This is a genomic window from Arthrobacter sp. 05L428, assembly GCF_056397665.1.
On record NZ_JBFTNW010000010.1, the window covers coordinates 14,704 to 38,006 of the forward strand.

The 23,303-nt window shown below is 68.8% G+C and carries 23 protein-coding genes; 6 read left to right on the plus strand and 17 right to left on the minus strand.

From position 1 onward, the window contains the following. Positions 1-36 precede the first annotated feature (36 nt). Both AC1DH3_RS15355 and AC1DH3_RS15360 read left to right on the plus strand, forming a co-directional pair. The gene (locus tag AC1DH3_RS15355; protein ID WP_441419355.1) at positions 37-768 is read left to right on the plus strand and encodes a VIT1/CCC1 transporter family protein; all 732 of its coding nucleotides are present in this window, start codon (positions 37-39) and stop codon (positions 766-768) included. 22 nt (positions 769-790) lie between these two features. Further along, positions 791-1,873, plus strand: a complete 1,083-nt coding sequence (locus AC1DH3_RS15360) for an aminoglycoside phosphotransferase family protein (protein WP_476909697.1) — start codon at positions 791-793, stop codon at positions 1,871-1,873. Here AC1DH3_RS15360 and AC1DH3_RS15365 read toward each other — a convergent pair. From AC1DH3_RS15365 to AC1DH3_RS15420, 12 genes are all read right to left on the minus strand, one after another. Further along, positions 1,870-3,264 carry a pyridoxal phosphate-dependent decarboxylase family protein gene (locus AC1DH3_RS15365; RefSeq protein WP_476909698.1) on the minus strand — a complete coding sequence of 465 codons (1,395 nt, stop codon included), beginning with the start codon at positions 3,262-3,264 and terminating at the stop codon, positions 1,870-1,872. The two genes, AC1DH3_RS15360 and AC1DH3_RS15365, sit on opposite strands and share 4 nt — an antisense overlap. Positions 3,265-3,335: 71 nt before the next feature. Next, positions 3,336-4,130, minus strand: a complete 795-nt coding sequence (locus tag AC1DH3_RS15370) for a sulfite exporter TauE/SafE family protein (RefSeq protein WP_476909699.1) — start codon at positions 4,128-4,130, stop codon at positions 3,336-3,338. A 21-nt stretch (positions 4,131-4,151) separates the two neighbouring features. Beyond that, positions 4,152-5,963 carry a proline--tRNA ligase gene (locus AC1DH3_RS15375; protein WP_476909700.1) on the minus strand — a complete coding sequence of 604 codons (1,812 nt, stop codon included), beginning with the start codon at positions 5,961-5,963 and terminating at the stop codon, positions 4,152-4,154. 376 nt (positions 5,964-6,339) lie between these two features. After that, positions 6,340-7,251, minus strand: a complete 912-nt coding sequence (locus AC1DH3_RS15380; protein ID WP_476893551.1) for a GNAT family N-acetyltransferase — start codon at positions 7,249-7,251, stop codon at positions 6,340-6,342. Further along, positions 7,214-8,380, minus strand: coding sequence for a flavodoxin-dependent (E)-4-hydroxy-3-methylbut-2-enyl-diphosphate synthase (ispG, locus tag AC1DH3_RS15385; protein WP_138769799.1), 1,167 nt, complete (start codon positions 8,378-8,380; stop codon positions 7,214-7,216). Before ispG ends, AC1DH3_RS15380 begins: the two co-directional genes overlap by 38 nt. A 62-nt stretch (positions 8,381-8,442) precedes the next feature. Continuing rightward, on the minus strand, positions 8,443-8,736 hold the full coding sequence (locus AC1DH3_RS15390; protein WP_441419349.1) for a YciI family protein: 294 nt from the start codon (positions 8,734-8,736) through the stop codon (positions 8,443-8,445). 127 nt (positions 8,737-8,863) lie between these two features. Further along, a complete protein-coding gene (locus AC1DH3_RS15395; protein WP_476909701.1) occupies positions 8,864-9,388 on the minus strand; it encodes a hypothetical protein in 525 nt (174 codons plus the stop codon). Beyond that, positions 9,385-10,110: a MarR family transcriptional regulator gene (locus tag AC1DH3_RS15400; RefSeq protein ID WP_476909702.1), complete on the minus strand. Its 726-nt coding sequence runs from the start codon at positions 10,108-10,110 to the stop codon at positions 9,385-9,387. The genes AC1DH3_RS15395 and AC1DH3_RS15400 overlap by 4 nt, the downstream gene beginning before the upstream one ends. Before the next feature lie 172 nt (positions 10,111-10,282). Continuing rightward, positions 10,283-11,614, minus strand: a complete 1,332-nt coding sequence (locus tag AC1DH3_RS15405; protein WP_476909703.1) for a M50 family metallopeptidase — start codon at positions 11,612-11,614, stop codon at positions 10,283-10,285. A 40-nt stretch (positions 11,615-11,654) separates the two neighbouring features. After that, positions 11,655-12,839 carry a 1-deoxy-D-xylulose-5-phosphate reductoisomerase gene (dxr, locus tag AC1DH3_RS15410; RefSeq protein ID WP_476909704.1) on the minus strand — a complete coding sequence of 395 codons (1,185 nt, stop codon included), beginning with the start codon at positions 12,837-12,839 and terminating at the stop codon, positions 11,655-11,657. A 103-nt stretch (positions 12,840-12,942) separates the two neighbouring features. Then, positions 12,943-13,629 carry a response regulator gene (locus tag AC1DH3_RS15415; protein ID WP_476893546.1) on the minus strand — a complete coding sequence of 229 codons (687 nt, stop codon included), beginning with the start codon at positions 13,627-13,629 and terminating at the stop codon, positions 12,943-12,945. Then, on the minus strand, positions 13,626-15,233 hold the full coding sequence (locus AC1DH3_RS15420; protein WP_476909705.1) for a sensor histidine kinase: 1,608 nt from the start codon (positions 15,231-15,233) through the stop codon (positions 13,626-13,628). The genes AC1DH3_RS15415 and AC1DH3_RS15420 overlap by 4 nt, the downstream gene beginning before the upstream one ends. A 293-nt stretch (positions 15,234-15,526) precedes the next feature. Here AC1DH3_RS15420 and AC1DH3_RS15425 point away from each other — a divergent pair, with 293 nt between their 5' ends. From AC1DH3_RS15425 to AC1DH3_RS15440, 4 genes are read left to right on the plus strand one after another with little or no spacing between them, the layout of a single operon-like run. Next, a complete protein-coding gene (locus AC1DH3_RS15425; RefSeq protein ID WP_476909706.1) occupies positions 15,527-16,537 on the plus strand; it encodes a Bug family tripartite tricarboxylate transporter substrate binding protein in 1,011 nt (336 codons plus the stop codon). After that, entirely contained in the window at positions 16,534-17,037 is a 504-nt protein-coding gene (locus AC1DH3_RS15430) for a tripartite tricarboxylate transporter TctB family protein (protein WP_441419341.1), read from the plus strand. Before AC1DH3_RS15425 ends, AC1DH3_RS15430 begins: the two co-directional genes overlap by 4 nt. After that, complete coding sequence (locus AC1DH3_RS15435; RefSeq protein WP_476909707.1) at positions 17,038-18,672, plus strand: tripartite tricarboxylate transporter permease; 1,635 nt, start codon at positions 17,038-17,040, stop codon at positions 18,670-18,672. Further along, positions 18,669-19,070: a universal stress protein gene (locus AC1DH3_RS15440; protein ID WP_476909708.1), complete on the plus strand. Its 402-nt coding sequence runs from the start codon at positions 18,669-18,671 to the stop codon at positions 19,068-19,070. The genes AC1DH3_RS15435 and AC1DH3_RS15440 overlap by 4 nt, the downstream gene beginning before the upstream one ends. A gap of 83 nt (positions 19,071-19,153) precedes the next feature. Here AC1DH3_RS15440 and AC1DH3_RS15445 read toward each other — a convergent pair whose 3' ends face one another. From AC1DH3_RS15445 to AC1DH3_RS15465, 5 genes are read right to left on the minus strand one after another with little or no spacing between them, the layout of a single operon-like run. After that, entirely contained in the window at positions 19,154-19,990 is an 837-nt protein-coding gene (locus AC1DH3_RS15445) for an HpcH/HpaI aldolase/citrate lyase family protein (RefSeq protein ID WP_476909709.1), read from the minus strand. Continuing rightward, positions 19,987-20,565, minus strand: coding sequence for a MaoC family dehydratase (locus AC1DH3_RS15450; protein ID WP_476893540.1), 579 nt, complete (start codon positions 20,563-20,565; stop codon positions 19,987-19,989). Before AC1DH3_RS15450 ends, AC1DH3_RS15445 begins: the two co-directional genes overlap by 4 nt. Next, positions 20,562-21,323 carry a CoA transferase subunit B gene (locus AC1DH3_RS15455; protein ID WP_476893539.1) on the minus strand — a complete coding sequence of 254 codons (762 nt, stop codon included), beginning with the start codon at positions 21,321-21,323 and terminating at the stop codon, positions 20,562-20,564. Before AC1DH3_RS15455 ends, AC1DH3_RS15450 begins: the two co-directional genes overlap by 4 nt. 2 nt (positions 21,324-21,325) lie before the next feature. After that, positions 21,326-22,120: a CoA transferase subunit A gene (locus tag AC1DH3_RS15460; protein WP_476909710.1), complete on the minus strand. Its 795-nt coding sequence runs from the start codon at positions 22,118-22,120 to the stop codon at positions 21,326-21,328. Positions 22,121-22,139: 19 nt separating this feature from the next. After that, a complete protein-coding gene (locus tag AC1DH3_RS15465) occupies positions 22,140-23,303 on the minus strand; it encodes an acyl-CoA dehydrogenase family protein (protein WP_476909711.1) in 1,164 nt (387 codons plus the stop codon).

Sequence of the window (23,303 nt, forward strand, 5' to 3'; positions counted from 1 at the left end):
CTGGCCCGCGGCGCCAGCTGATGATTTGCTGTAGGCATGGAAACCAGCGGAGCAGCAGCACTTCATGACAACGAGCCCCACCACAACGACATCGCGCACCGGCTCAACTGGCTCCGGGCCGGGGTTCTAGGTGCCAACGACGGCATCGTCTCGGTCGCTGCGGTCGTCGTCGGCGTCGCCGGTGTGACCACGGATTCGGGGCCGATCCTCATCGCCGGCTCCGCGGCGCTCGTGGGCGGCGCCATCTCCATGGCCCTGGGCGAGTACGTCTCGGTCAGTAGCCAGAAGGACAGCCAGCAGGCGCTGGTCGAGAAGGAACGCCGCGAGCTGGCCGAACAGCCCGAGGAGGAACTGGCGGAGCTGGCCGCCATCTACCAGGGCAAGGGACTCAGCCCGGAAACCGCCCGAACGGTGGCCACCGAGCTGACCGCGCACGATGCCCTGGCCGCGCACCTGTCGGCCGAGCTGCACATTGACGAGACGGACATCGTCAGTCCTTGGCACGCGGCCTTCGCCTCCGCCGTCGCCTTCCTGGTCGGCGCCATCCTGCCGATGCTGGCCATCCTGCTGCCGCCGGAAAACATCCGTGTCCCGCTGACCTTCGCGGCCGTGCTCGTGGCCCTCGCGGCGACCGGAGCCATGGGTGCCTGGATTGGCGGCGGCTCGAAGATGAAGGCAGCCGTCCGGGTGGTAATCGGCGGTGCCGCGGCACTGGCGGCGACCTTCCTGATCGGCAGCTGGCTGGGCGCCAGCGGCATCACTGCCTAGGCCAGCCACTACGCTGGAGGCGATGAGAACGCCAGCAGCCGTCCCGATCCCGCGCGGCCTCACCGGCCGCTACGGCAACAGTGCCGAGGGCCGGTCCTGGCTGGCGTCACTCCCCCGGCTGATCGGACGCTGCCTGGAACAATGGCAGCTCGAGCCTGACCTCGCCCCCGGCGTGCTGCCCTGGCACGGCCACGGCGCCGTCGTGGTCCCGGTGCGCCGCCGCGCAGATAACGGCGGGACTGGGCCCCAGCGGGCCGGCTCAGCGGCGGTCCTGAAACTTGCCTATCCGCACGAGGAAGCACTGGTCGAACGCCACGCCTTGGCGCTGTGGGGCGGCCAGGGCGCCGTCCTGGCCCTTGCATCCGACCCCGACGCCGGCGCGCTGCTACTTGAGCGGCTCGACGCCGGGCACTCGCTGCAGGACGTTCCCCTGGATGCCGCCGCGGACATCTGGGGCGGCATCGTCCACCAGCTGAGCCTGCCTCCGGACGGCCGGCCGGAGTGGCGCGAGTTCGATCATGTGGCGGCCCGCGCCGAGCAATGGAGCGACGAACTCCCGGAGAGCTGGGAACGGCTGGGCCGGCCCTTCCCTCGCTGGCTGTTGGAGGCCGCCCTGGAGGTCTGCCAGACCCGCGGCGCCGTCGGCCGGCGGTCCGGCACCGACGTGCTGGTGCACACGGATCTGCACTTCCTGAACATCCTCGCCGTGCCGGGTGCCCAGGCGGCGCCCGGGGACTTCAAACCCGGGGACTTCAAAGCGATCGACCCGCAGCCCATGATCGGCGAAGCGGAGTTCGCGGTGGCCCCGCTGCTCTGGAACCGCCTGGCCGAGCTGCCCCGGTTCGGCGCCGGCGAAGCCTTGCTGCAACGTTGCCTGGACTTCAGCTCTGCCGCCGGCCTCGACGGCGAGACCGCCCGGCAATGGGCCCTGGCCCGCGAGGTGGACAACGCCTTGTGGTACGCGGCCAAACGGAACCACGACGGCGACCTGGCCCGCTCGCTGTGGGTCGCCAGCACCCTCGCCGGGAACACCCTCGAGGGCCTGCCCGGGCCGCAGGAGCTGCCGGCGCCCGGGGACGCCATCCACCAGCCGGGCCAGCCCTAGCGGTGCCCCCGGACCGCTGCCACAGCGTCCCGCACGGCGTCGACGGCGGCTGCCACGTCGTCGTCGTCCGTGCTCCAGTTGCTCACCGAAATCCGCAGGATGTCCCGGTCCTGCCAGCGTGAGCCGGACATCCAGACCCGGCCCTCGGCAATGATCCGGGCCGTCACGGCGCGCGTGCTCGCGTCGTCGCCGAAGGCCAGCGAGACCTGGGTGTAGCCGACGTCGTTGAGCACCTCGACTCCGTCCAGCCCGGCGAGTCGTTCGGCGAGCTGCGCGGCGCGCTGGGCCAGCCTGCGGACCTGCTCTGCCACCCCGGTGCGCCCGAGCGATTTCAGCGCCGCCCACACTGGGACGCCGCGGGCCCGTCGGGAGAGCTCCGGGACGGTTTCCAGCGGATCCCCCGCCCAGTCCCCGGCTTGGATCAGGTAGCTCGTGTGCACTCCCAGCGACGAGCGGAGAGCCGTGCGGTCCCGGACCACGACGATGCCGCAGTCGTAGGGGACGTTGAGGGTCTTGTGCGCGTCGGTAGCCCAGGAATCGGCCAGCCCCATGCCCGCCGTCAGGGCGGCGAGTTCGGGCACGGCGGCGGCCCAGAGCCCGAAGGCGCCATCCACGTGGACCCAGGCGCCGTGCTCCTTCGCCACCCTGACCGCCTCGGCAAACGGGTCGAAGGCTCCGGAGTGAAGGTTCCCGGCCTGCAGGCAGACGAGGGCCGGACCGGCGCCCTCGGCGAGTTGGCGTTCCAGTTCGGCCGGGATGATCCGTCCCTGCCGGTCCGACGGAACCGGGGTGGGCGTCCCGAGCCCGAGGTAGCGCAGCGCCAGGTCCACGGAGTCGTGCCGTTCCCGGCCCACCAGGCAGCGGATCCTGGGGGCGCCGAAGAGCCCGTCCCGTTCAAGGTCCCAGCCCGCGTCGGTCATCAGCCGCCAGCGGGCCGCGGCGAGTCCGGCGAAATTCGCCATGGTCGCTCCGGTGGTGAAGCCGACGTCGGACTCCGCCGGAAGTCCGAGCAGTCCGACGAGCCAGTTCCCGGCGGCTTCCTCGATCGCGGACACCGCCGGCGCGGCATAGCGCAGTACGGCGTTCTGGTCCCAGGCGCTGACCAGCCAGTCGGCCGCCAGCGCGGCCGGAAGCGTGCCGCCGATGACCCAGCCGAAGAAGCGGCCGGAGGGCATGGCCATCAGGCCGGGTTCCGCCCTGGCCGCAAGGTACTCCACCACTTCGGCGGCGGGGGTTCCTGTCTCAGGCAGCGGGCCGCCGAACTCGGCCGCCAGTTCCGCTGCGGTGGCGCTGGGCGCCACCTTGCGGCTGGACTGGCTGTCCAGCCATTCGTGGGCGTGGCGCACGGCGGCTTCCAGGGCAGCGCGGTAGGGGTCCGGACCGTCAGGCATAGCTGCATGCTACGCCTGGCCGCGCCGGTCCGGGAGTGCTTGGAGGTGCCGGCGCCGGGGGCCGTGGTCCTTCAGGCGAAGGCGTCCTGCCAGACGTCGGAGCCGAGCTTGAGGATCAGCGCGCCCACCACTACGAGGAAGACGATCCGGATGAACTTGCTGCCCCGGCTGACCGCGGTCCGGGCGCCGAGGTAGCCGCCGGCCATGTTCGCTGCGCCCAGGACCAGCCCGAGCCCCCACAGCAGCGAACCGTGCGGCAGGAAGAACATCAGCGCGCCGGCGTTGGTGGCCATGTTGACGATCTTGGCCTTGGCGCTGGCCTCCAGGAAGGCGTAGCCCATCGCGGACACCAGCGCGATGATCAGGAAGGAACCGGTGCCCGGGCCGATCATGCCGTCATAGAAGCCGATGACGGCGCCGATCAGGCAGGCCACGACATAGTGCCGGTGGCCGTCGTGCCGCAGCTTGGTCAGCTCGCCCACGTTGGGACGGAAGGCGGTGAACAGGGCGACGGCGACCAGCGCCGCCACGATGATCGGCTTGAACACGCTGGCCGGCAGGGTCGCCGCCAGCACCGCCCCGCCGAAGCTGCCGGCCAGGGCGATCACCGCCATAGGCACCGCGGTGCGCAGGTCCGGCCGCACGCGCCGGTAGAAGGTGACGGCGCTCGTGGTGGTGCCGAAGATGGAACCCATCTTGTTCGTCGCCAGTGCCTGCACCGGGCTGATCCCGGGGATCAGCAGCATGACCGGGAGCTGGATCAGCCCGCCGCCGCCCACCACCGCGTCGACCCAGCCGGCGGCGAAACCGGCCACCACCACCAGGATGAGCGTGCCGAGCTGGATCGACTCAAGTCCGGAAACCATTCCCTGCAACGCCGGGGCGGGTCAGTTGTTGCGGACGGCGTTGACCACGTAATCAACGGCCTTGTCAACGGTTACGTTCTCGGCGTTGCCACTGCGGCGGTCCTTGATCTCCACGACGCCGTCCACCAGCCCGCGCCCGACGGCGAGGATGGTGGGGACGCCCACGAGTTCGGCGTCGCCGAACTTGACGCCCGGGGACACCTTGGGGCGGTCGTCGTAGATGACCTCGAGGCCGGCGGCCTCCAGGTCGAGGGCCAGCTGCTCGGCGGCCGCGAAGATCTCCTCGCCGCGGCCCACCGCGACGACGTGGACGTCGGCCGGAGCGACGGCGCGCGGCCAGACCAGTCCCTTGTCATCGTGGTTGGATTCGGCCAGGGCGGCCACCGCGCGGGTGACGCCGACGCCGTAAGAGCCCATGGTCACGACGACCTGCTTGCCGTTCTGGTCCAGGACCTTCAGGTCCAGGGCCTCGGCGTACTTGCGGCCTAGCTGGAAGATGTGTCCCATCTCGATGCCGCGGGCGGTTTCCAGCGGGCCGGAACCGTCGGGGGCTTCGTCGCCGGCGCGCACCTCGGTGCACTCGATTACGCCGTCCCAGCCGAAGTCGCGGCCGGCGACCAGGCCGAAGACATGCTTGCCGGCCTCGTTGGCGCCGGTGACCCAGGCGGTCCCGCGGACCACGCGGGGATCAACGAGGTAGAGCAGCTTCGAGGCGGCTTCGGCACCGAGCAGCGGCGAGTCCAGGGACAGGCCGGGGCCGATGTAGCCCTTGACCAGGAGGGCCTGCTTCTTGAGGTCTTCCTCGTTGGCTGCCTCGAGCGTGATCTCGCCGCCGATGGGCAGGAAGGCGCCGATGTTCGCTTCGACGCGCTTGAGGTCCACGCCGCGGTCGCCCGGCACGCCGATCACGACGAGCTGGCGTTCACCGGTGGGCAGGGTCACGGCGAGGACCACGTTCTTGAGCGTGTCCGCGGCGGTCCAGGCGCCGCCGTCGGCCTCGCTGCGGGGAGCCAGGGCGTTGGCGGCGTCGACGAGCGTTTCGATCGTCGGCGTGTCCGGGGTGTCGCGGACCTCCGCGGCCGGGGCGTTGGAAAAGTCGATGTCCGCGGGGACAACGGTGGTGACGGCTTCGACGTTGGCTGCGTAGCCGCCGGCGGAGCGCACGAAGGTGTCCTCTCCGATCTCGGTCGGGTGCAGGAATTCCTCGCTCTTGGACCCGCCCATGGCGCCGGCCGTGGCCGTGACCGGGATGACCTCCAGGCCGAGGCGTACGAAGATCTTCAGGTAGGCGCCGCGGTGTGCGGCGTAGCTGGCGTCCAGGCCGGCGTCGTCGACGTCGAAGGAGTAGGAGTCCTTCATGATGAATTCGCGGCCGCGCAGCAGGCCGGCCCGGGGACGGGCCTCGTCGCGGTACTTGTTCTGGATCTGGTAGATGCTCAGCGGCAGGTCCTTGTACGAGGAGTACAGGTCCTTGACCAGCAGGGTGAACATTTCCTCGTGCGTGGGAGCCAGCAGGTAGTCATTGCCCTTGCGGTCCTTGAGCCGGAAGATGCCGTCGCCGTACTCGGTCCAGCGGTTCGTCGCCTCGTAGGGCTCCTTGGGCAGCAGCGCGGGGAAATGCACTTCCTGCGCGCCGATGGCGGTCATTTCCTCACGGATGATCTGCTCCACCCGGCGCAGCACACTCAGCCCCAGCGGCAGCCAGGTGTAGATGCCCGGGGCCGCGCGGCGGATGTAGCCGGCCCGGACCAGCAGCCGGTGGCTGGCCACTTCGGCGTCGGCGGGGTCTTCACGCAGGGTGCGCAGGAACAGCTTTGAGAGTCGAAGGACCACTGGGAGGTATCCGTTTCTGAGGAAGTGCGGGTGGACTGGGTAGGTACGAAAATGTCCAGAGACTAATCTACCGCCAAGCCGGGGCCCGGGTTCCCTTCCGGAAATGGAAGAGCCACGCCATGACACGGAAGCCCCTGGCCGTTTCCGGCTGGTCATCCTGTGATGGCGTGGCCCCTGCGACCCCAGTGCCGCTAAGTCCAAGGCTGCCGGGTTGACTGATGCTGCCCTGCCGGGTGGCACCCGCAGCCCATGGTTGGTTTCCCCCTGAGACCGCACGCGCCTGCACGGCGCGGCTAGCTAGAACCTATGTGATCCAAGTCGCTAAAACAAGAGTCTGCAACCAGATTTCTGTCATAAATGGCTGTCACGAACGTGTCTAGAAGAGCACGGTCGCAAAAGTTCCCACCTGGTGGAAACCCACCCGCTCATAGCTGGCGCGGGCACGGGTGTTGAAGTCGTTGACGTACAGGCTCGTGACAGGCGCCAGGGTCTGGGCGAGGACCACGACGGCGGCCATGTAGCCGGCGCTCAGGCCCAGCCCGCGGGAGGCCGGGTTCATCCAGACGCCCTGCACCTGCGTGACCTCCGGTGTCACCGCACCGAGTTCGGCCTTGAACACCACGTCGCCGTCCGGACCCAGATGGACCAGCGAGTGGCCGGCCCGGATCAGGCCCTTGACCCGGCGGCTGTAGTACTCGCGGCCGCCCAGGTAAGGCGAATAGCCCACTTCCTCCTCGAACATGGCCGCGCAGGCGGGCAGGATCCGGTCGAAGTCGGCGAGGTGGCCGAAGCCAAGCGCAGGGTTGGGCTCGACGGCCGGCGGCCCGGCGATGGTCAGGAGTGGCTGCTCGCTGCGGATTTCCTGGGCGGAATGGCCCAACTGCTCCAGCGCGGCATGGAGCGCCAGGACCGCCTCGGCGGGGCCGAAGATGGAGGCGTAGCGGCGGCCTGCGCGGTGCGCCGCGGCTGCCACCGGGCCGGCCAGCTCCGGATCCAGCTGCACCGGCACCAGGTTGGCGCCGGCCCAGCAGGCGCCGACCAGGGCGCCGCCGTCGAACACGCCGAAGATGCTGGCGCCGCCGGCGGTGGGCGACGCCGTCCCGGCGGTCTCGAGGTGGGACAGAATGAAGACGTTGGCGACGGCGTCCTGCCGGGCCAGGTCCAGCAGGGCACGGGTGTCCGCGCCCGCCAGGACCCTGACGGTGAGGCCGGCGGTGAGGCCAGTGGCGGCGCCGGTTGCGGCGCCGTCCCTACGAGACGCTAACCACGGGGCTACCCTGGACAGCATCTTCGCCATCGGACTCCCCCATCTCTTCAGCGAGACGCATGGCCTCTTCGATCAGTGTTTCAACAATCTGGTCTTCGGGAACAGTCTTGATGACTTCGCCCTTCACGAAGATCTGGCCCTTGCCGTTGCCGGAGGCGACGCCGAGGTCCGCTTCCCGGGCCTCGCCGGGACCGTTCACGACGCAGCCCATGACGGCGACGCGCAGCGGGACTTCCATGCCTTCCAGTCCGGCCGTGACCTGCTCGGCCAGCGTGTAGACGTCCACCTGGGCACGTCCGCAAGAGGGGCAGGAAACAATCTCGAGCTTGCGCGGGCGCAGGTTCAGGGACTGCAGGATCTGGTTGCCCACCTTGATTTCCTCCACCGGCGGTGCGGAAAGGGAAACCCGGATGGTGTCGCCGATCCCGCGGGAGAGCAGGGCGCCGAAGGCGGTGGCGGACTTGATGGTGCCCTGGAAGGCCGGGCCCGCCTCGGTCACGCCGAGGTGCAGCGGCCAGTCGCCCTTTTCCGCCAGCATTTCGTAGGCGGCCACCATGATCACGGGGTCGTTGTGCTTGACCGAGATCTTGAAGTCGTGGAAGCCGTGCTCTTCGAAGAGCGAGGCTTCCCAGACGGCGGATTCGACGAGGGCTTCGGGGGTGGCCTTGCCGTATTTCTTCAGGATGCCCGGCTCCAGCGACCCGGCGTTGACGCCGATCCGGATAGAGGTGCCGTGGTCCTTGGCCGCACGGGCGATTTCCTTGACCTGGTCATCGAACTTGCGGATGTTGCCCGGGTTCACGCGGACGGCCGCGCAGCCGGCCTCAATCGCGGCGAACACGTACTTCGGCTGGAAGTGGATGTCCGCGATCACCGGAATCTGCGACTTCCTGGCAATGATCGGCAGGGCCTCGGCGTCGTCCGCGGACGGGCAGGCCACCCGGACAATGTCACAGCCTGAGGCCGTGAGTTCGGCGATCTGCTGCAGGGTGGCGTTGATGTCCGTGGTCGGAGTCGTCGTCATCGACTGCACGCTGATCGGCGAGTCGGAGCCGACGCCGACCGAGCCCACCTTGATCTGGCGGGTCTTCCGGCGCGGGGCAAGAACGGGGGGCGGTGCCGACGGCATTCCCAGGCTGACCGAGGTCACGTGGACTCCTCTGTGAATCGAATTCTAGGTCGATGGATCGATGGCGGGATTGGCGGTGCGGGCTAGGCCGCAGGGCCGGCCAACAGGCCGGTCAGCGGAGCCCAAGCCATCGTACGGGTGCCGGAGATAGCGCTGGCACCGGCGAAGGGGTCCTGCTTGAGCAGCTCATTCAGGGCCTCTTCGTCCGCGGCCTTGAAGATGAGCAGGGCGCCGGCGCCGTCCGAGTAGGGGCCGCTGGCCAGGATGGTGCCCTCCTGCGCAAGTGCGGCGGTCCATTCGCGGTGCGCGGGACGGGCAGCGTCCCGGGCTTCGGCGGATTCGGCATCGTAAACGTACTCAACAGCAAAAACAGTCATACAGCTACCCTATCGCCCTGCCCGCCCGGTTCCCATCCGCCCGGGCCCGTTCGCATTGTCGGGGATGTCCGACGCCGGCCCGGCTTCCGTTTGCGCCGCCTGGCGCCGTTTCCGCCGGGACGGCATGTCAGCCGAGGAAAAGCACCTTGGCGAGGGCCGCGACTCCGGCCGCCCACAGCAGCGAGGTGAGGGTGCCGATGATGAACCGTTCCGCGGCCACCGGCGTTTCCTTCAGCTCCGCGAAGCGTCCGAGGCCCTTGATCGCCACGACGTAGGCGATCGCGACGGGCTGGCCGGTCAGGATGGCCAGGCAGACCGCCAACCGTTCGAGCACGCCGATGATCGCGCCGCCGCGCAGGATGCGGGTGCCGGCTCCCGGAACCGCGGGCATCGGTCCGGTGCCGTCCGCAGCAGCCTCCGGGGTGGCGCCGTCCTCCGCGGGCAGGGCGGGCGCCGCCGCGGGCCGGGTGATCTCGCCGTCGACCGTTCCGTCCGCGTCGGGACTGTCAGGGGTACGGGAACCGCCGGCGGCGTCGGCCCGGCTGTCCGAGCGGTCATCAATGGTCCGGGCGAGCCGGAACACCAGGGCGGTGACCGGCCAGCCGGCGAACCCGGCAATCAGCAGGGCCAGCGTGATCCAGAGGGTGTTCACCGGTCTCCTTCGCTAGGGGCTTGGCGGGCGGCGTTCCGGCCGGCTTCGTTGTCCGGCCCGGCGGTCAGGCCGTTGGCCAGGGCCAGCAGCATTTCCGCAGCGGGCCTCGCCGCCCATTCTTCCTGCCAACCGGAACGAAGCAGCGCACGGCTCACCGATTGTTCCGTGATTCCGAGTTGCCTGGCCGCGATCTTCTGGGTCCCGTGGGCGCCGGCGAGTCCCTGCCGGACGCCGCGCAGCACGTCGACCACCTTCCACTGCGCGGCGGTGCGGTCCTGGACAAGGCGCCCGATCAGCCGCAGCACGGCCTCCGCGTTGGCGCACTCACGGGCGCCTGGCGAATCGTCCGCCGGGCCGGCGCCACTCCCCCGCCGTCGGCCGCCGGAGACGACGGCGAGCGGGACGTGGGAGGAGGCGGACTTGGCCCGTTCCACCGCGAGGCGGGCCGCGACAAAGGCCGGCCCCGAGCCTTCCCGCGGGCTCGCGGGCAGCGGGAGGTCCACGGACCCGACGCCGATGCCCACATACCAGCGCCCGCTGCGGAGCGCGTGCAGGGCAATCTCCACGACCTGGCCGGGGCGTTCCAGCACGCCCTGGACCTCGTCGCCGACGGAGCGCTCGAAGCGTGCGCCGGGGCAAAGCTGCACAAGTTCGGCCAGGAGCCCCGGGACGCGGTCGACGTCGGTGCTGCTGCCGCGCTGATCGATGGTCATCACGTACATAGCCCAACCCTAGGCGGCTGATCCTAATGTATCAACCGTTTAGGACTGATTATTCAAAATCAGCCGAAATAAGCTGAGTATAGCTAAACAGTCCCCCACGGTTAAGTGGTTACCGTGGGGGCGGCCGGAGCCCGCGGTGCCCGCGGAGCCCGGCCGGCAGGACGTTGCCGCCCTAGCCGAAGAGGTTGACCGGCTTGACGATGTCCGCGTAGATCAACAGCGCGCCCATGCCCATCAGCAGCGCGGCCACAACGTAGGTCACCGGCAGCAGCTTGGCGATATCGAACGCACCGGGGTCCGGCCGGCCCAGCAGCCGGGCAATTTGGCGGCGGGCCCCCTCGTACAGCGCCCCGGCAACATGGCCGCCGTCGAGCGGCAACAGCGGGACGAGGTTGAACACGGCCAGGGCGAAGTTAAGCCCGGCGAGCAGCCCAACCAGGGCGGCCAGCCGGCTCTGCAGCGGAACCTGTTCCATGGCGGCGACCTCGCCCGCCACGCGGCCCACCCCGACGACGCTGATGGGACCGTTGGGGTCGCGGGGCTCCTCGCTGAAGGCGGCCTGCGCCACGCCGGCCACGCGGGCCGGGAGGTTCACGACGACGCCGGCGATCTGCTTGATGTTCTCACCGGCCAGCGGCAGCACGGCCGACGCCGGCTGCTGCACTAGCGCGGTCTGGGCGCCGATGCCAAGGAAGCCGACGTCCTGGTAGCGGAGCTTGCCGTCGGCGTCCTTGGCTTGCCGGCCGTCCGCCCCGACGACCGGCCGCGAGGACAGCACCGGAGTGACAGTGGTGGCGACCGGAGCGCCGTCGCGCTCCACCGTGATGCCGACCTGCTTGCCCGCCGAAGCGCGGATCCAGCCGGTGAGCTCCTCCCAGCTGGTGACCGCCCTGCCGTCGAAGGAGGTGATGCGATCCCCCGGCTTGAGGCCCGCGGCGGCGGCGGGAGTGGGCTTGCAGTTGGCCGAGTTCGGATCCACGGTCTCGCCGGCCTTTACCTGGCATTTGGAGACGTCGGCGATGGTGGTGGTGGACGCGGACACGCCGAAGCCCATCAGCAGCACGGCGGTCAGCGCCACGCCGATCAGCAGGTTCATCGCGGGGCCGCCGAGCATGATGATGATCTTTTTCCAGACCGGGAGCCGGTAGAAGACCCGGTTCCCGTCGTCCGGACCGATTTCCTCGTGCGCCAGGGAACGCGCGTCGGCGGCGAGGGACTGGAACATGCCGGTGCTGGAGGGCCGGACGCTGCCGTCGGCCTTGTTCGGCGGGTACATGCCGATCATGGAAACGAAGCCGCCGAGCGGGATCGCCTTGAAGCCGTACTCGGTCTCGCCCCGGCGCTTGGACCAGATGGTGGGTCCGAAGCCGATCATGTACTTCGTGACCCGCACCTTGAAGAGCTTGGCCGGGACCAGGTGCCCCACCTCGTGCAGGGCGATGGACACGGCGATGCCGATCAGGACGAAGACGACGCCGAGGATAAAGAGGACAACGGGGCTCATGCTGGGCTTTGCTACTTCCTGGGCACTGGTGGGCTACTTCTTAGGCACTTCCCACGGACAAACGCTCGAGCGTCCGCGCACGTGCCCACTGTTCAGCATCCAGCACGGATTCGACCGTCAGCCCGGAGGATCCTGAATGCTCACTGAGGACGGCTTCGATGGTATCGACAATATCGGTGAAGCGGATCCGGCCGGCGTGGAAGGCCGTCACGGCTTCCTCGTTGGCGGCGTTGAAGACCGCCGGGAAGGTGCTGCCCCGCCCGGCGGCGTCCTTGGCCAGGCCGACGGCGGGGAACGCCCGGGTGTCCAGCGGCTCGAAGGTCCAGCTGGTGGCCTTGCTCCAGTCGCAGGGCTGCGCGGCGCCGGCCACCCGGTCCGGCCAGCCCAGGCCCAGGGCGATGGGAAGCCGCATGTCCGGCGGCGAGGCCTGGGCGATGGTGGAACCGTCCACGAACTGGACCATCGAGTGCACCACCGACTGCGGGTGGACCACGACGTCGATCCGCTCCAGCGGGATGTCGAAGAGCAGGTGGGCCTCGATGACTTCCAGGCCCTTGTTGACCAGGCTCGCGGAGTTGGTGGTGACCATCAGGCCCATGTCCCAGGTCGGGTGCGCGAGGGCATCCCGGGGGGTGACGTCCTGCAGCTGCTCCCGCGTCATGCCGCGGAACGGGCCGCCCGAGGCCGTCAACACCAGCCGGTCCACCTCGGCGGCCGTGCCGGAACGCAGGCACTGGGCAATCGCCGAGTGCTCGGAATCGACCGGGACGATCTGGCCTTCGCGGGCGGCCGCCTTGACCAGGGCTCCGCCCACTATCAGGGATTCCTTGTTCGCCAGCGCCAGCGTGGCGCCGGATTTGAGCGCGGCCAGCGTGGGGGCGAGCCCGATCGAGCCGGTGATGCCGTTGAGCACGACGTCGGCGGGGATTTCCGCGATCCGGGTGGAGGCGTCGGGGCCGGTGATGATCTCCGGACGGTAGCCGGTGACGCCGGCCGCGCGGGCGGCATCGTCGATCAGCTGTTGAAGCGCCGCCGCATCCCCGCTGGCGATGCCGACGGCCCGGGCCCGGGTGTGCACGGCCTGCCGGGCGAGGAGGTCGGGGTTGCCGCCGCCGGCGCTGAGGGCCACGATCTCGAAGAGGTGCGGGGCGCCGTCGACGACGTCGATGGCCTGGGTGCCGATGGACCCCGTGGATCCGAGGAGGACGATTGTGCGCGGCTGCATGGCTTAAGTATCCCGCACCGCGCGAAGTGGCAGGTCACGGCAGTGTTTGCGAGGAACACTGCCGTGATCTGTCAGCTCGGCGATTACACGGACACGGGCGGCGTCACGCCGGCTTCAGCTCGTAGCGTCGCTCGGGACGGCCCGCGCCGTACTTGAGGCGGACGCCCACCCTCGCCTCGTCGTGCAGGTACTCCAGGTAGCGGCGGGCGCTGACGCGGGACGTGCCCAGCAGGTCCGCGACTTCGGCCGCCGAGAGATCCGCCTCGGCCGCCTGAAGCACGTCGACCACCCGCCGCAGGGTCTCGGCGCTGCACCCCTTGGGGAGGCGGATTTCCGTCCGCTCCCCGCGCTCGGTGCGTTCCAGCCCGAAGACGCGGTTCACGTCCGCTTGTTCGGCCACGTCCTTGGCCTGGTCCAGCCCCTGGTAGGCGTTGCGATAGTGCTCCAGCCGCTCCTGCAGGTCCGACTGCGAAAACGGCTTGATCAGGTAATGCACGATCCCGCCCCGCAGTGCCCGGCGGACGGTCTCGACCTCGCGGGCCGCGCTGATCACCAGCACGTCCAGTTCCGGCGCCGTCTCCCGCAGCCTGGCCATCAGGTCCAGCCCATTGATGTCGGGGAGGTGAATGTCGAGAAGGACCAGGTCAGGCTGCAGCCGGGCGGTTTCCGCTAGCGCCTGGGCTCCGGTGTGCGCCAGGCCCACGACGGCGAAGCCGGGTGTGCGCTGAATGAATCCGGAATGGACTTTTGCCACCATGAAGTCGTCGTCGACGATGAGGACATTGATCACAGCCTGCCCACCTTTCCTTTCCCCGGCGCCCGCTTGGCCGGCGTCCTTTTCAGCCGGGCCGTAAAGACTGCCCCGCCGTCGTTAGCCACTGTGAGGCTGCCGCCGCTGCGCCGGCAGACCACACGCGAGAGCGCCAGGCCAAAGCCCCGGCCGCCGTCGGGACCGGGTTGCTTGGTGCTGAACCCCTGGCGGAAGATCTCATCGGCCGCCGCGCCGTCAATGCCCGGGCCGGTGTCCCTCACGGTCACGACAACTTCCCCCTGGCTGTCCTCGACAAGGACCCGGACAGAGGCCTCCGTTGCCCCCGTGACGGCGTCGAGTGCGTTGTCCACGAGGTTTCCGGCGACGGTGGTCAGGTCCCGGGAAAGTTCGTCCCCCACCCGCGACAGTGACGACGCGGGGTCCAGCTGCAGCAGCACTCCGCGCTCCACGGCGAGGCTCGACTTGGCGATGAGCAAAGCGGCGAGCGCCGGGTCCTGGATGCGGCTGGTCACGTCGTCGCTGAGCCGCGTCCGGTCCACGGTGACGCCGTTGACGAACTGCACCACGGAGTCGTACTCGCCAATCTGGATCAGTCCCGAAATGACGTGCAGCTGGTTTGCGAACTCGTGGGCCTGCGCCCTGAGGGTGTCCGTGGCCGTACGCGTTGCACCAAGCTCGCGTTCCAGTGACGAGAGCTCAGTCCGGTCACGCAAGGTAGCGACGGAACCCATAACCCGGCCCTTCGAACGAATGGGAACCCGGTTCAGCACCACGAGTCGTTCCCCCACCAAAACCATCTGGTCCTGGCCCGGCTGTTCGCCGGTCATCACTTCCTTGAGCGCCGGTTCAACCGGGAGCCCGGCCAGGTCCTTGCCCACGCAGTCCGGCGGCAGGCCCAGCAGCGCCCGGGCACTGTCGTTCGCCACGGTAATCCGTCCGCGGAGGTCCAGTGCCACCACTCCCTCCTTGAGCCCGAAAAGCATCGCCTCGCGGTTCTCCACCAGGCCGGAGATTTCGCTCGGCTCCATGCCGAGGGTCTGCCGCTTCACCCTGCGGGACAGCAACAAGGAGCCGGCGACGCCGAGCACGCTGGCGACGCCCAGGTAAGTGAGCAGGTTGGGGATGGCGTCGCCCAGCCGTTCCCACGCGGAAGGGTAGTTCCGGCCGATCGAGGCAATGCCGATCATGGTGCCGGAATCGTCCAGGACGGGAACGTGGGCTGAGAGCAGGACGGTGCCCGTTCCTCCCACCACACCGGTCCAGGCCCGTCCCTCCATGACGCGGCTCTCCCCTAGTTGCAGCGAGCGGCCCAGCAAGGACGGGTCTGAGGAGGCCACAACCGTGCGGTCCAGCTTGGCGAGCGCGACCTGCGACGACCCGGAAACCGTCCGGACGGATTCCGCCACCGACGGCAGGGCCGAGCCTTTTGCCGGCTCTGCCGCGGGAAGCAACGCCCGGACGGCGGGATTGCTGCCCAGCGCTTCGGCGGCGGATAGCGCCCGGCGGCCCTCGATGCGCTCGAAGGCGGCAGCAGACTGCGCCAGCGAAATGGCGACGACGCCCACCAACACGGCCATGACAATAAGCAACTGCAGAACCAGATACTGTCCTGCCAGGGACATTCCTCTTCGTCGAGTCACGAACTGTCTTTCCTCAGGGTGCTTGCCACGCCGCGGGAGCGCGGGAACGGCGCGTCTGTGCATCACAATCCGCGGCGGTGCCGTGAACTATACCCCACCCAACGGTGCCGCTTCCGCTCCGCTACGGGCCATGTGAAGTGCCGGAAACGTGAACGAAATGAACTTAACTTTCTCTGCGTACACAAGAGTGGCCCCCGTCACGTCGGCCCCTAACATCAAACCACCGGTCAGTCCGCTGGCCGATTATTGACTAACCAAATTTGAGAAGAGGAAACATGCGCCAAATCCGCGCATTGCGAATTGCCGCCGTCGCTGCCGGCATCGCGCTGATGGCCACCGGCTGCGGTGCCACCGGCAAGAGCTCCACCGGTACGGCCAGCTCCGGAGCCGCTGCGGGGCCCATCACGGGCCTGCAGATCCTGGTGCCCAACACCCCGGGCGGAGGGTACGACACCACGGCCCGCGCCGCCGCGAAGGTCCTCGACGACGAGAAGATCGCCAGCAACACGGAGGTCTTCAACCTCGCCGGCGCCGGCGGTACGGTTGGCCTGGCCCGCGTGGTCAACGAGAAGGGCAACGGCGACCTCGCCATGCTGATGGGCCTCGGCGTCGTCGGCGCGAGCTACACCAACAAGTCAGGGTCGAAGCTTACGGACACCACTCCGCTGGCCCGTCTCATCGAAGAGCCGGGCGCGATCATGGTCGCCAAGGACTCCCCGTATAAGACCATCAAGGACCTGGTGGCCGCGTGGAAGGCCAGTCCCGGATCGATCAGCGTAGGCGGCGGCTCCTCCCCCGGCGGGCCCGACCACCTTCTCCCCATGCAGCTGGCCGGTGCAGTCGGCATCGACGCGACCAAGGTCAACTTCGTTTCCTACGACGGCGGCGGCGATCTCCTTCCGGCCATCCTCGGCAACAAGCTCGGCTTCGCCGCCTCCGGCGCCGGTGAGTACCTGAAGCAGATCGAGTCCGGCGAAGTCCGCGTGCTGGCGACCAGCGGGGAGAAGCGCCTCGACGGCGTCGACGCCCCCACGCTCAAGGAATCCGGCATCGACCTGGTCTTCAGCAACTGGCGCGGTGTTGTTGCCCCTCCCGGCATCAGCGACGCCGACAAGGCTTCCCTGATCGCTGCCCTGGAGAAGATGCACGGCACCGCTTCGTGGAAGGAGGCCCTCAAGTCGCACAGCTGGTCCGACGCCTTCCTCACCGGTGACGAATTCAAGTCCTTCCTGACCGAGCAGGACAAGCGCGTGGCCGATGTCTTGACGAAGCTTGGACTGGCGTGACGTCTTTGACTTCCAGGCTCAAAGGCCGCTCCGAGCTGGGGGTCGCCCTCCTGCTCGGGGCGGCCGGCGGGGTTGTCCTATGGGACGCCGTCGGCCTGGTAACCCCGTACTCCAAATCGGACCCGGTCGGCCCGAAAACGGTCCCCTACATCGTGGCCGGCCTGCTGATTGTGTGCGCAGTGATGCTGGCCATCAACGTACTGCGGGGCGGACACGGCGAGACTGAAGGCGGCGAGGACGTCGACCTGTCCCATCCTGCCGACTGGAAGACCGTGCTTCCCCTCGCGGGCGCGTTCATCGCCAACGTCCTGATCATTGATTGGGCCGGCTGGGTCATTTCCGGAACCGTTCTCTTTTGGGGCAGCGTCTGGGCCCTGGGCAGCCGGCACTACGTCCGCGACGGGCTGATCTCCGTTGCCCTGTCCCTGCTCACCTTCTATGGCTTCTACCTCGGCCTCGGAATTTCGCTGCCCGCCGGGCTGCTGGAAGGGATCCTCTAAATGGACGTCTTTAGTTCCTTGATGGACGGCTTCGCCACCGCCCTGACCCCCATGAATTTCCTCTACGCCGTGATCGGCGTGGTCCTTGGCACCGCCGTCGGCGTCCTGCCGGGACTGGGCCCGGCGATGACCGTGGCGCTCCTGCTCCCCGTCACGTACGTGCTGGAGCCCACCAGCGCCTTCATCATGTTCGCCGGCATCTACTACGGCGGCATGTACGGCGGATCCACCACCTCGATCCTGCTCAACACCCCCGGTGAGTCCTCGTCCGTGGTCACGGCCATTGAAGGCAACAAGATGGCCAAGGCCGGGCGGGCCGCCCAGGCACTGGCCACCGCGGCCATCGGTTCCTTCGTGGCCGGGACAATCGGCACCGCCCTCCTCGCGGTCTGCGCACCCATTGTGGTCAAATTCGCCGTCAGCCTCGGATCGCCGAGCTACTTCGCCATCATGGTCCTGGCGCTCCTGGCCGTCACCGCAGTGCTCGGTTCCTCCCGCCTCCGCGGTTTCGCCTCGCTGGGCCTTGGCCTGGCGATTGGGCTGGTCGGAATGGACTCCGTCACAGGGCAGGCGCGCCTCACGTTCGGCCAGCCGCTGCTCAGTGATGGGCTCGACATCGTGGTGGTAGCCGTGGCCATCTTCGCCGTGGGCGAAGCCCTGTGGGTGGCCGCCCACCTTCGCCGGACCCCGCTCCACATCATCCCGGTGGGGCAGCCCTGGATGGGCAAAGAGGACTGGAAGCGGTCCTGGAAGCCCTGGCTGCGGGGAACCGTGCTCGGCTTCCCGTTTGGTGCGCTGCCCGCCGGGGGCGCGGAGATCCCGACTTTCCTGTCCTACGTCACGGAAAAGCGGCTCACCAAGCACCCCGAGGAGTTCGGCAAGGGCGCCATCGAGGGTGTCGCCGGACCGGAGGCCGCCAACAACGCGGCGGCGGCCGGCACCCTGACCCCGATGCTGGCGCTGGGGCTGCCGACCAACGCCACCGCCGCCGTGATGCTGGCGGCCTTCACCTCGTACGGCATCCAGCCGGGGCCGCAGCTGTTCGAGAGCGAGGGACCGCTGGTGTGGGCCCTTATTGCCAGCCTCTTCATCGGAAACTTCCTGCTGTTGGTCATCAACCTGCCGCTGGCACCGCTCTGGGCAAAACTCCTGCAGCTGCCGCGACCGTACCTGTACGCCGGGATCCTGTTCTTCGCCACCCTGGGCGCCTACTCCGTGAACCTGCAGGCGTTCGACCTGGTGATCCTGCTGGTGCTCGGCGCGCTCGGGTTCATGATGCGCCGGTTCGGCCTGCCGGTCCTGCCGCTCATCCTCGGAGTGATCCTGGGCCCCCGGGTCGAAGGCCAGCTGCGCAAAACACTGCAGCTCAGCGCCGGGGACCCGGCCGGTCTGTGGAGCGAGCCGATCGCCGTCGGCATCTACGTCATCGTGGCGATCATCCTGGCGTGGCCGCTGCTGCTGAAGGCCTGGCGCAGGTCGCGGCCACAGGCGGAGCCGGCGTTTGCCGGCATGCACGCCACGCCGGAGGCTGACCCTGACCGGACAGACTCCGGTGGCGCGAAGCCCCACCCCTTCGATGACCGCGATCTGGACAGCACCCGAAACACAGCAGCAGGACGACAGGAGCGACCATGAGCATCATCGTTGGCTACCTTCCCACTCCGGAGGGAACGGCGGCACTCGAAGCAGCCATCAGCCAGGCCCGCAAGGATGCGAAACTCCTGGTGGTGATCAATTCCTCACGGGGCGACGCCCTCGTGGACAAGCGCTACGCCGAGGATGAGGAGATCGTCGGGATCGAGGAACGGCTGAAGAAGGAGGGCATCGAGCACCTCGTCCAGCAGCCGGTCCGTGGAAACGACGCAGCCACCGAGGTCCTGCAGGCAGCAGAACAGCACCGGGCGGACCTGATCGTCATCGGCCTTCGGCGGCGCACCCCGGTGGGGAAACTCATCATGGGGAGCACGGCCCAGCAGATCCTCCTCGAGGCAGGCTGCCCGGTGCTTGCCGTAAAGGCCGGCCACCAGCCCTGACCGGGCCCTAAGCCCGAGATGACACTTCGCGGCAATGCCTGGGTGCAGCATTGCCGCGAAGTGTCATCTCGCGAGGGCAGTTGTCACGGGCGTCCGGCGCGGCGGAGCGTGGCTTCGGCGTGCTTGAGGATGGGACCGTCGATCATCTTGCCCTGGTACTGGAACACGCCCGTTCCGGCGGCAGCGGCGGCGCGGAGCAGTTCGGTGGCCGCGGCGACGTCGGATTCGGACGGGGCGTAGGCTTCCCGGACGATGGCCACCTGGTTCGGGTGGATGCAGGCCTTGGAGCCGAAGCCGGACGCGACGGCGTCGCGGGCCTCGGCTCCGAGGCCGCCGAGGTCGGGAATGTTGACGTAGACGGAGTCGATCGCGTCCTTGCCGAACGCGCGGGCGGCCAGCAGCACGGTGGAGCGGGCGTGCAACGCAACGGCGCGGTAGCCGCCGTCGTCGCTCCGGCTGGAGGTGCCGCCAAGTGAGGCGAGCAGGTCCTCGGCGCCCCACATCAGGCCCACCACGTTGGGTTCCGCGGCGATAGCGGCGGCGTTGACGATGCCGGCGGCCGTCTCGCACAAGGCGATCACGCTGTAGCCCTCGAGCTCTTTGAGCTGGGCGGCGCTTTCGGCCTTGGCAAGCATCACGTGCCGGTAGGGGGTGTGCTTGAGGCAGTGCAGGTCTTTTTCAAACTCCTCCGTACCGGCCGGGTTGAGCCGGATGATTGTGCGGCTGGGATCCAGTTCGGGGACGTCCCCGGCGGAGCCGAGCTGGGCGAGAATGGCGCCGCGGGCGCGCTGCTTGTCGGCCGGCGCGACGGCGTCCTCGAGGTCCACGATGACGGCATCGGAGCGCTCGGCGGCCTTTTGGTAGCGCTCGGGTCGGTCGGCGGGGCAAAACAGCAGGGCGGGGCCCATCAGGAAGCTCATGCTTCGATTGTCCCCTTTTCGGCTGCGTCTTTCTGCCCCGGTGCCTGCTGCGCCGGTTCCTGCTGCGAGGCATGCGCCTCCCGCGTCCACATCAGGCAACTGCGGGTCGCTAGGGCCACCACGACGCCGTCCTGGTTCCGGCCGGTGTGCTGCATGGTCACGATGCCCTGGCCTGGCCGGGACGAGGAGAGCCGCTTGCCGGTGACCACGGTCTCCGTGTAGAGCGTGTCCCCGTGGTACAGCGGGTGCGGGAAGGACACGTCGGTCAGTCCCAGCTGCGCGATGATGGTTCCCTGGGTCAGTTGCGGGACGGACTGCCCCACCAGGGTGGCGAGGGTGAACATGGAGTTCATCAGCCGCTGGCCGAACGGCTGTCCGGCGCTCCAGGCGGCGTCGAGGTGCAGCGCCTGGGTGTTCATGGTCATGGTGGTGAACAGGACGTTGTCCGTCTCCGTCACGGTCCGGCCGGGCCGGTGCGCGTAGAGCACGCCCTCTTCAAGTTCGTCGAAGTAGAGGCCGCGCTGTTCAATCACCCGGCGGCCGGTTCCGGGCCCGGGCGCTGCATTCGTTGTCATACGGTGAGTTCCTGGTCTTCCTCGAAGAGTTCGGCGCCGGTGGCCGCGGCCACGTCCTCCGCGGTGACGTCGGGCGCCAGCTCGCGCAGCACCAGCCGGGACTTGCCGCCTTCGGTCACGACGTCGATCACGGCAAGGTCGGTGATGATCCGGTCGACGCAGCCCTTGCCGGTCAGCGGCAGGGTGCACCGTTCCACGATCTTCGGGTTGCCGTTGCGGTCCACGTGCTCCATCATCACGATGACCTTCTTGGCGCCGAAGACCAGGTCCATCGCCCCGCCCATGCCCTTGACCATCTTCCCGGGGATCATCCAGTTGGCGAGGTCCCCGTTCTGCGCCACTTCCATGGCGCCGAGCACCGCCACGTCGACGTGGCCGCCGCGGATCATGCCGAAGGATGCGGCCGAGTCGAAGAACGCGGCGCCCTTGTTGACGGTGACCGTTTCCTTGCCGGCGTTGATCAGGTCCGGGTCCACCTGGTCCTCGGCCGGGTAGGGCCCGACGCCGAGGATCCCGTTCTCCGAGTGCAGCACCACCTCGACGCCGGCCGGAATGTAGTTGGGGATCAGCGTGGGCATCCCGATGCCGAGGTTGACGTACTGGCCGTTGTGCAGTTCCTGGGCCACCCGGGCGGCCAGTTCGTTGCGCGTCCAGCCCTTGCCTTGCACGCCGGCGGGGTGTTCGACGGCGGAGCGCCGGTATTCGTGCCGGACCGCTTCGGGCCTGGGCGGCGCGCCCTGCGCGTTGTTCGTCTCCACGGCTATGCTCCTGCCTTCTCGGTGGTGCTGGAGGTGGTGCCGGAGGTGGTGCCGGAGGTGGTGCGCTTTTCGATCCGTTTCTCCGCCTGCGGCGCGAGGACCACCCGCTGGACAAAGATGCCGGGGACGTGGACGTGCTCCGGGTCCAGCTCCCCCGGCTCCACGAGCTCCTCGACCTCGGCGATGGTGATCCGGCCGGCCATGGCGCAGAGCGGATTGAAGTTCATTGCAGTGGCATGGAACACCAGGTTGCCGTGCCGGTCGCCCTTCCAGGCGTGCACCAGGCCGAAGTCGGGGGTCAGCGCCTCCTCCAGCACGTAGTCGGCGCCGTGGAAGCTGCGGACTTCCTTGGCCGCGGAGGCGATCGCGACGGTCCCGTCGGCGTCGTACTTCTGCGGCAGGCCGCCGTCGGAGACCTGGGTCCCGACGCCGGCGGGCGTGTAGAAGGCCGGGATGCCGGCTCCGCCGGCGCGCAGCTTCTCGGCCAGCGTGCCCTGCGGGGTGAGGACTACTTCGAGTTCGCCGGCCAGGTATTGCCGGGCGAATTCCTTGTTCTCCCCCACGTAGGAGCTGATGGTGCGGCGGATCCGGCCGTCCTTGAGCAGGATGCCGAGCCCCCAGTCGTCCACGCCGCAGTTGTTGCTCACGGTTTCCAGGTCGGTCGCGCCGCTCTCATGCAGGGCGTCGATTAGCGCCACCGGGATGCCGCACAGCCCGAAGCCGCCGACGGCGAGGGAGGCGCCGTCGGGGATGTCCGCGACGGCCTCGGCGGCGCTGGCAACAACTTTGTTGATCATCGGTGACCCTTCCGGCCGGCTACAGTCCCAGTTCGCGGGCGATCAGCATCAGCTGGACCTCCGTGGTGCCTTCGCCGACTTCAAGGATCTTGGAGTCGCGGTAGTGGCGCGCCACGGTGAATTCGTTGATGAAGCCATAGCCGCCGAACACCTGGGTGGCGTCCCGCGCGTTGTCCATGGCTGCCTCGCCTGCGACCATCTTAGCGATGGCCGCCTGTGTCTTGAACGGCTTGCCGGCGAGCATCCGGGCGGCCGCGTCATAGTAGGCCAGGCGGGCGGTGTGGGCGCGGGCTTCCATCCGGGCGATCTTGAACGCGATGGCCTGGTACTTGCCGATGTTCTGGCCGAAGGCGCTGCGCTCCTTGGCGTATTTCACCGACTGGTCCACGCAGCCCTGGGCGGCGCCGACGGCCAGGGCAGCGATCGCGATCCGGCCCTCGTCGAGGATGGAGAGGAAGTTGGCGTAGCCGCGGCCCCGGGTGCCGAGCAGGTTTTGCTCGGGGACACGGACGTTGTCGAGGGTCAGCGGGTGCGTGTCCGACGCGTTCCAGCCGACCTTGTTGTAGGCCTTCTCCGCCGTGAAGCCGGGCGTGCCGGCGGGCACCAGGATGGTGGAGATTTCCTTCTTGATGCTTCCGTCCGGGCGTTCCTCCTGGCCGGTCACCGCGGTGACGGTGACGAGCTTGGTGATATCGGTGCCGGAGTTGGTGATGAACTCCTTGTTTCCGTTGATGACCCACTCCCCGCCCTCGAGGCGCGCGGTGGTCTTGGTGCCGCCGGCGTCGGAGCCGGCCTCGGGCTCGGTCAGGCCGAAGCCTGCGAGCGCCTTGCCGGAGGCCAGCAGCGGCAGCCATTCCTGCTTCTGCGCGTCAGTGCCGAAGCGGTGGATCGGCATGGCGCCGAGCGAGACGCCGGCCTCGAGGGTGATCGCGACCGACTGGTCCACCCGGCCGAGCTGTTCCAGGGCCAGGGCGAGGGCGAAGTAGTCCCCGCCCATGCCGCCGAACTCTTCCGGGAACGGCAGTCCGAACAGGCCCATGTCCGCCATCTGCGAGACGACGTCGTAGGGGAAGCTGTGCTCTTCGTCGTGCTTGGCGGAAACCGGGGCCACCACCTGGTCGGCGAATTCGCGGACGGTGTTGCTGAGGTCCTGGTAGTCCTCGCTGAGTTCAAAATCTGGCAT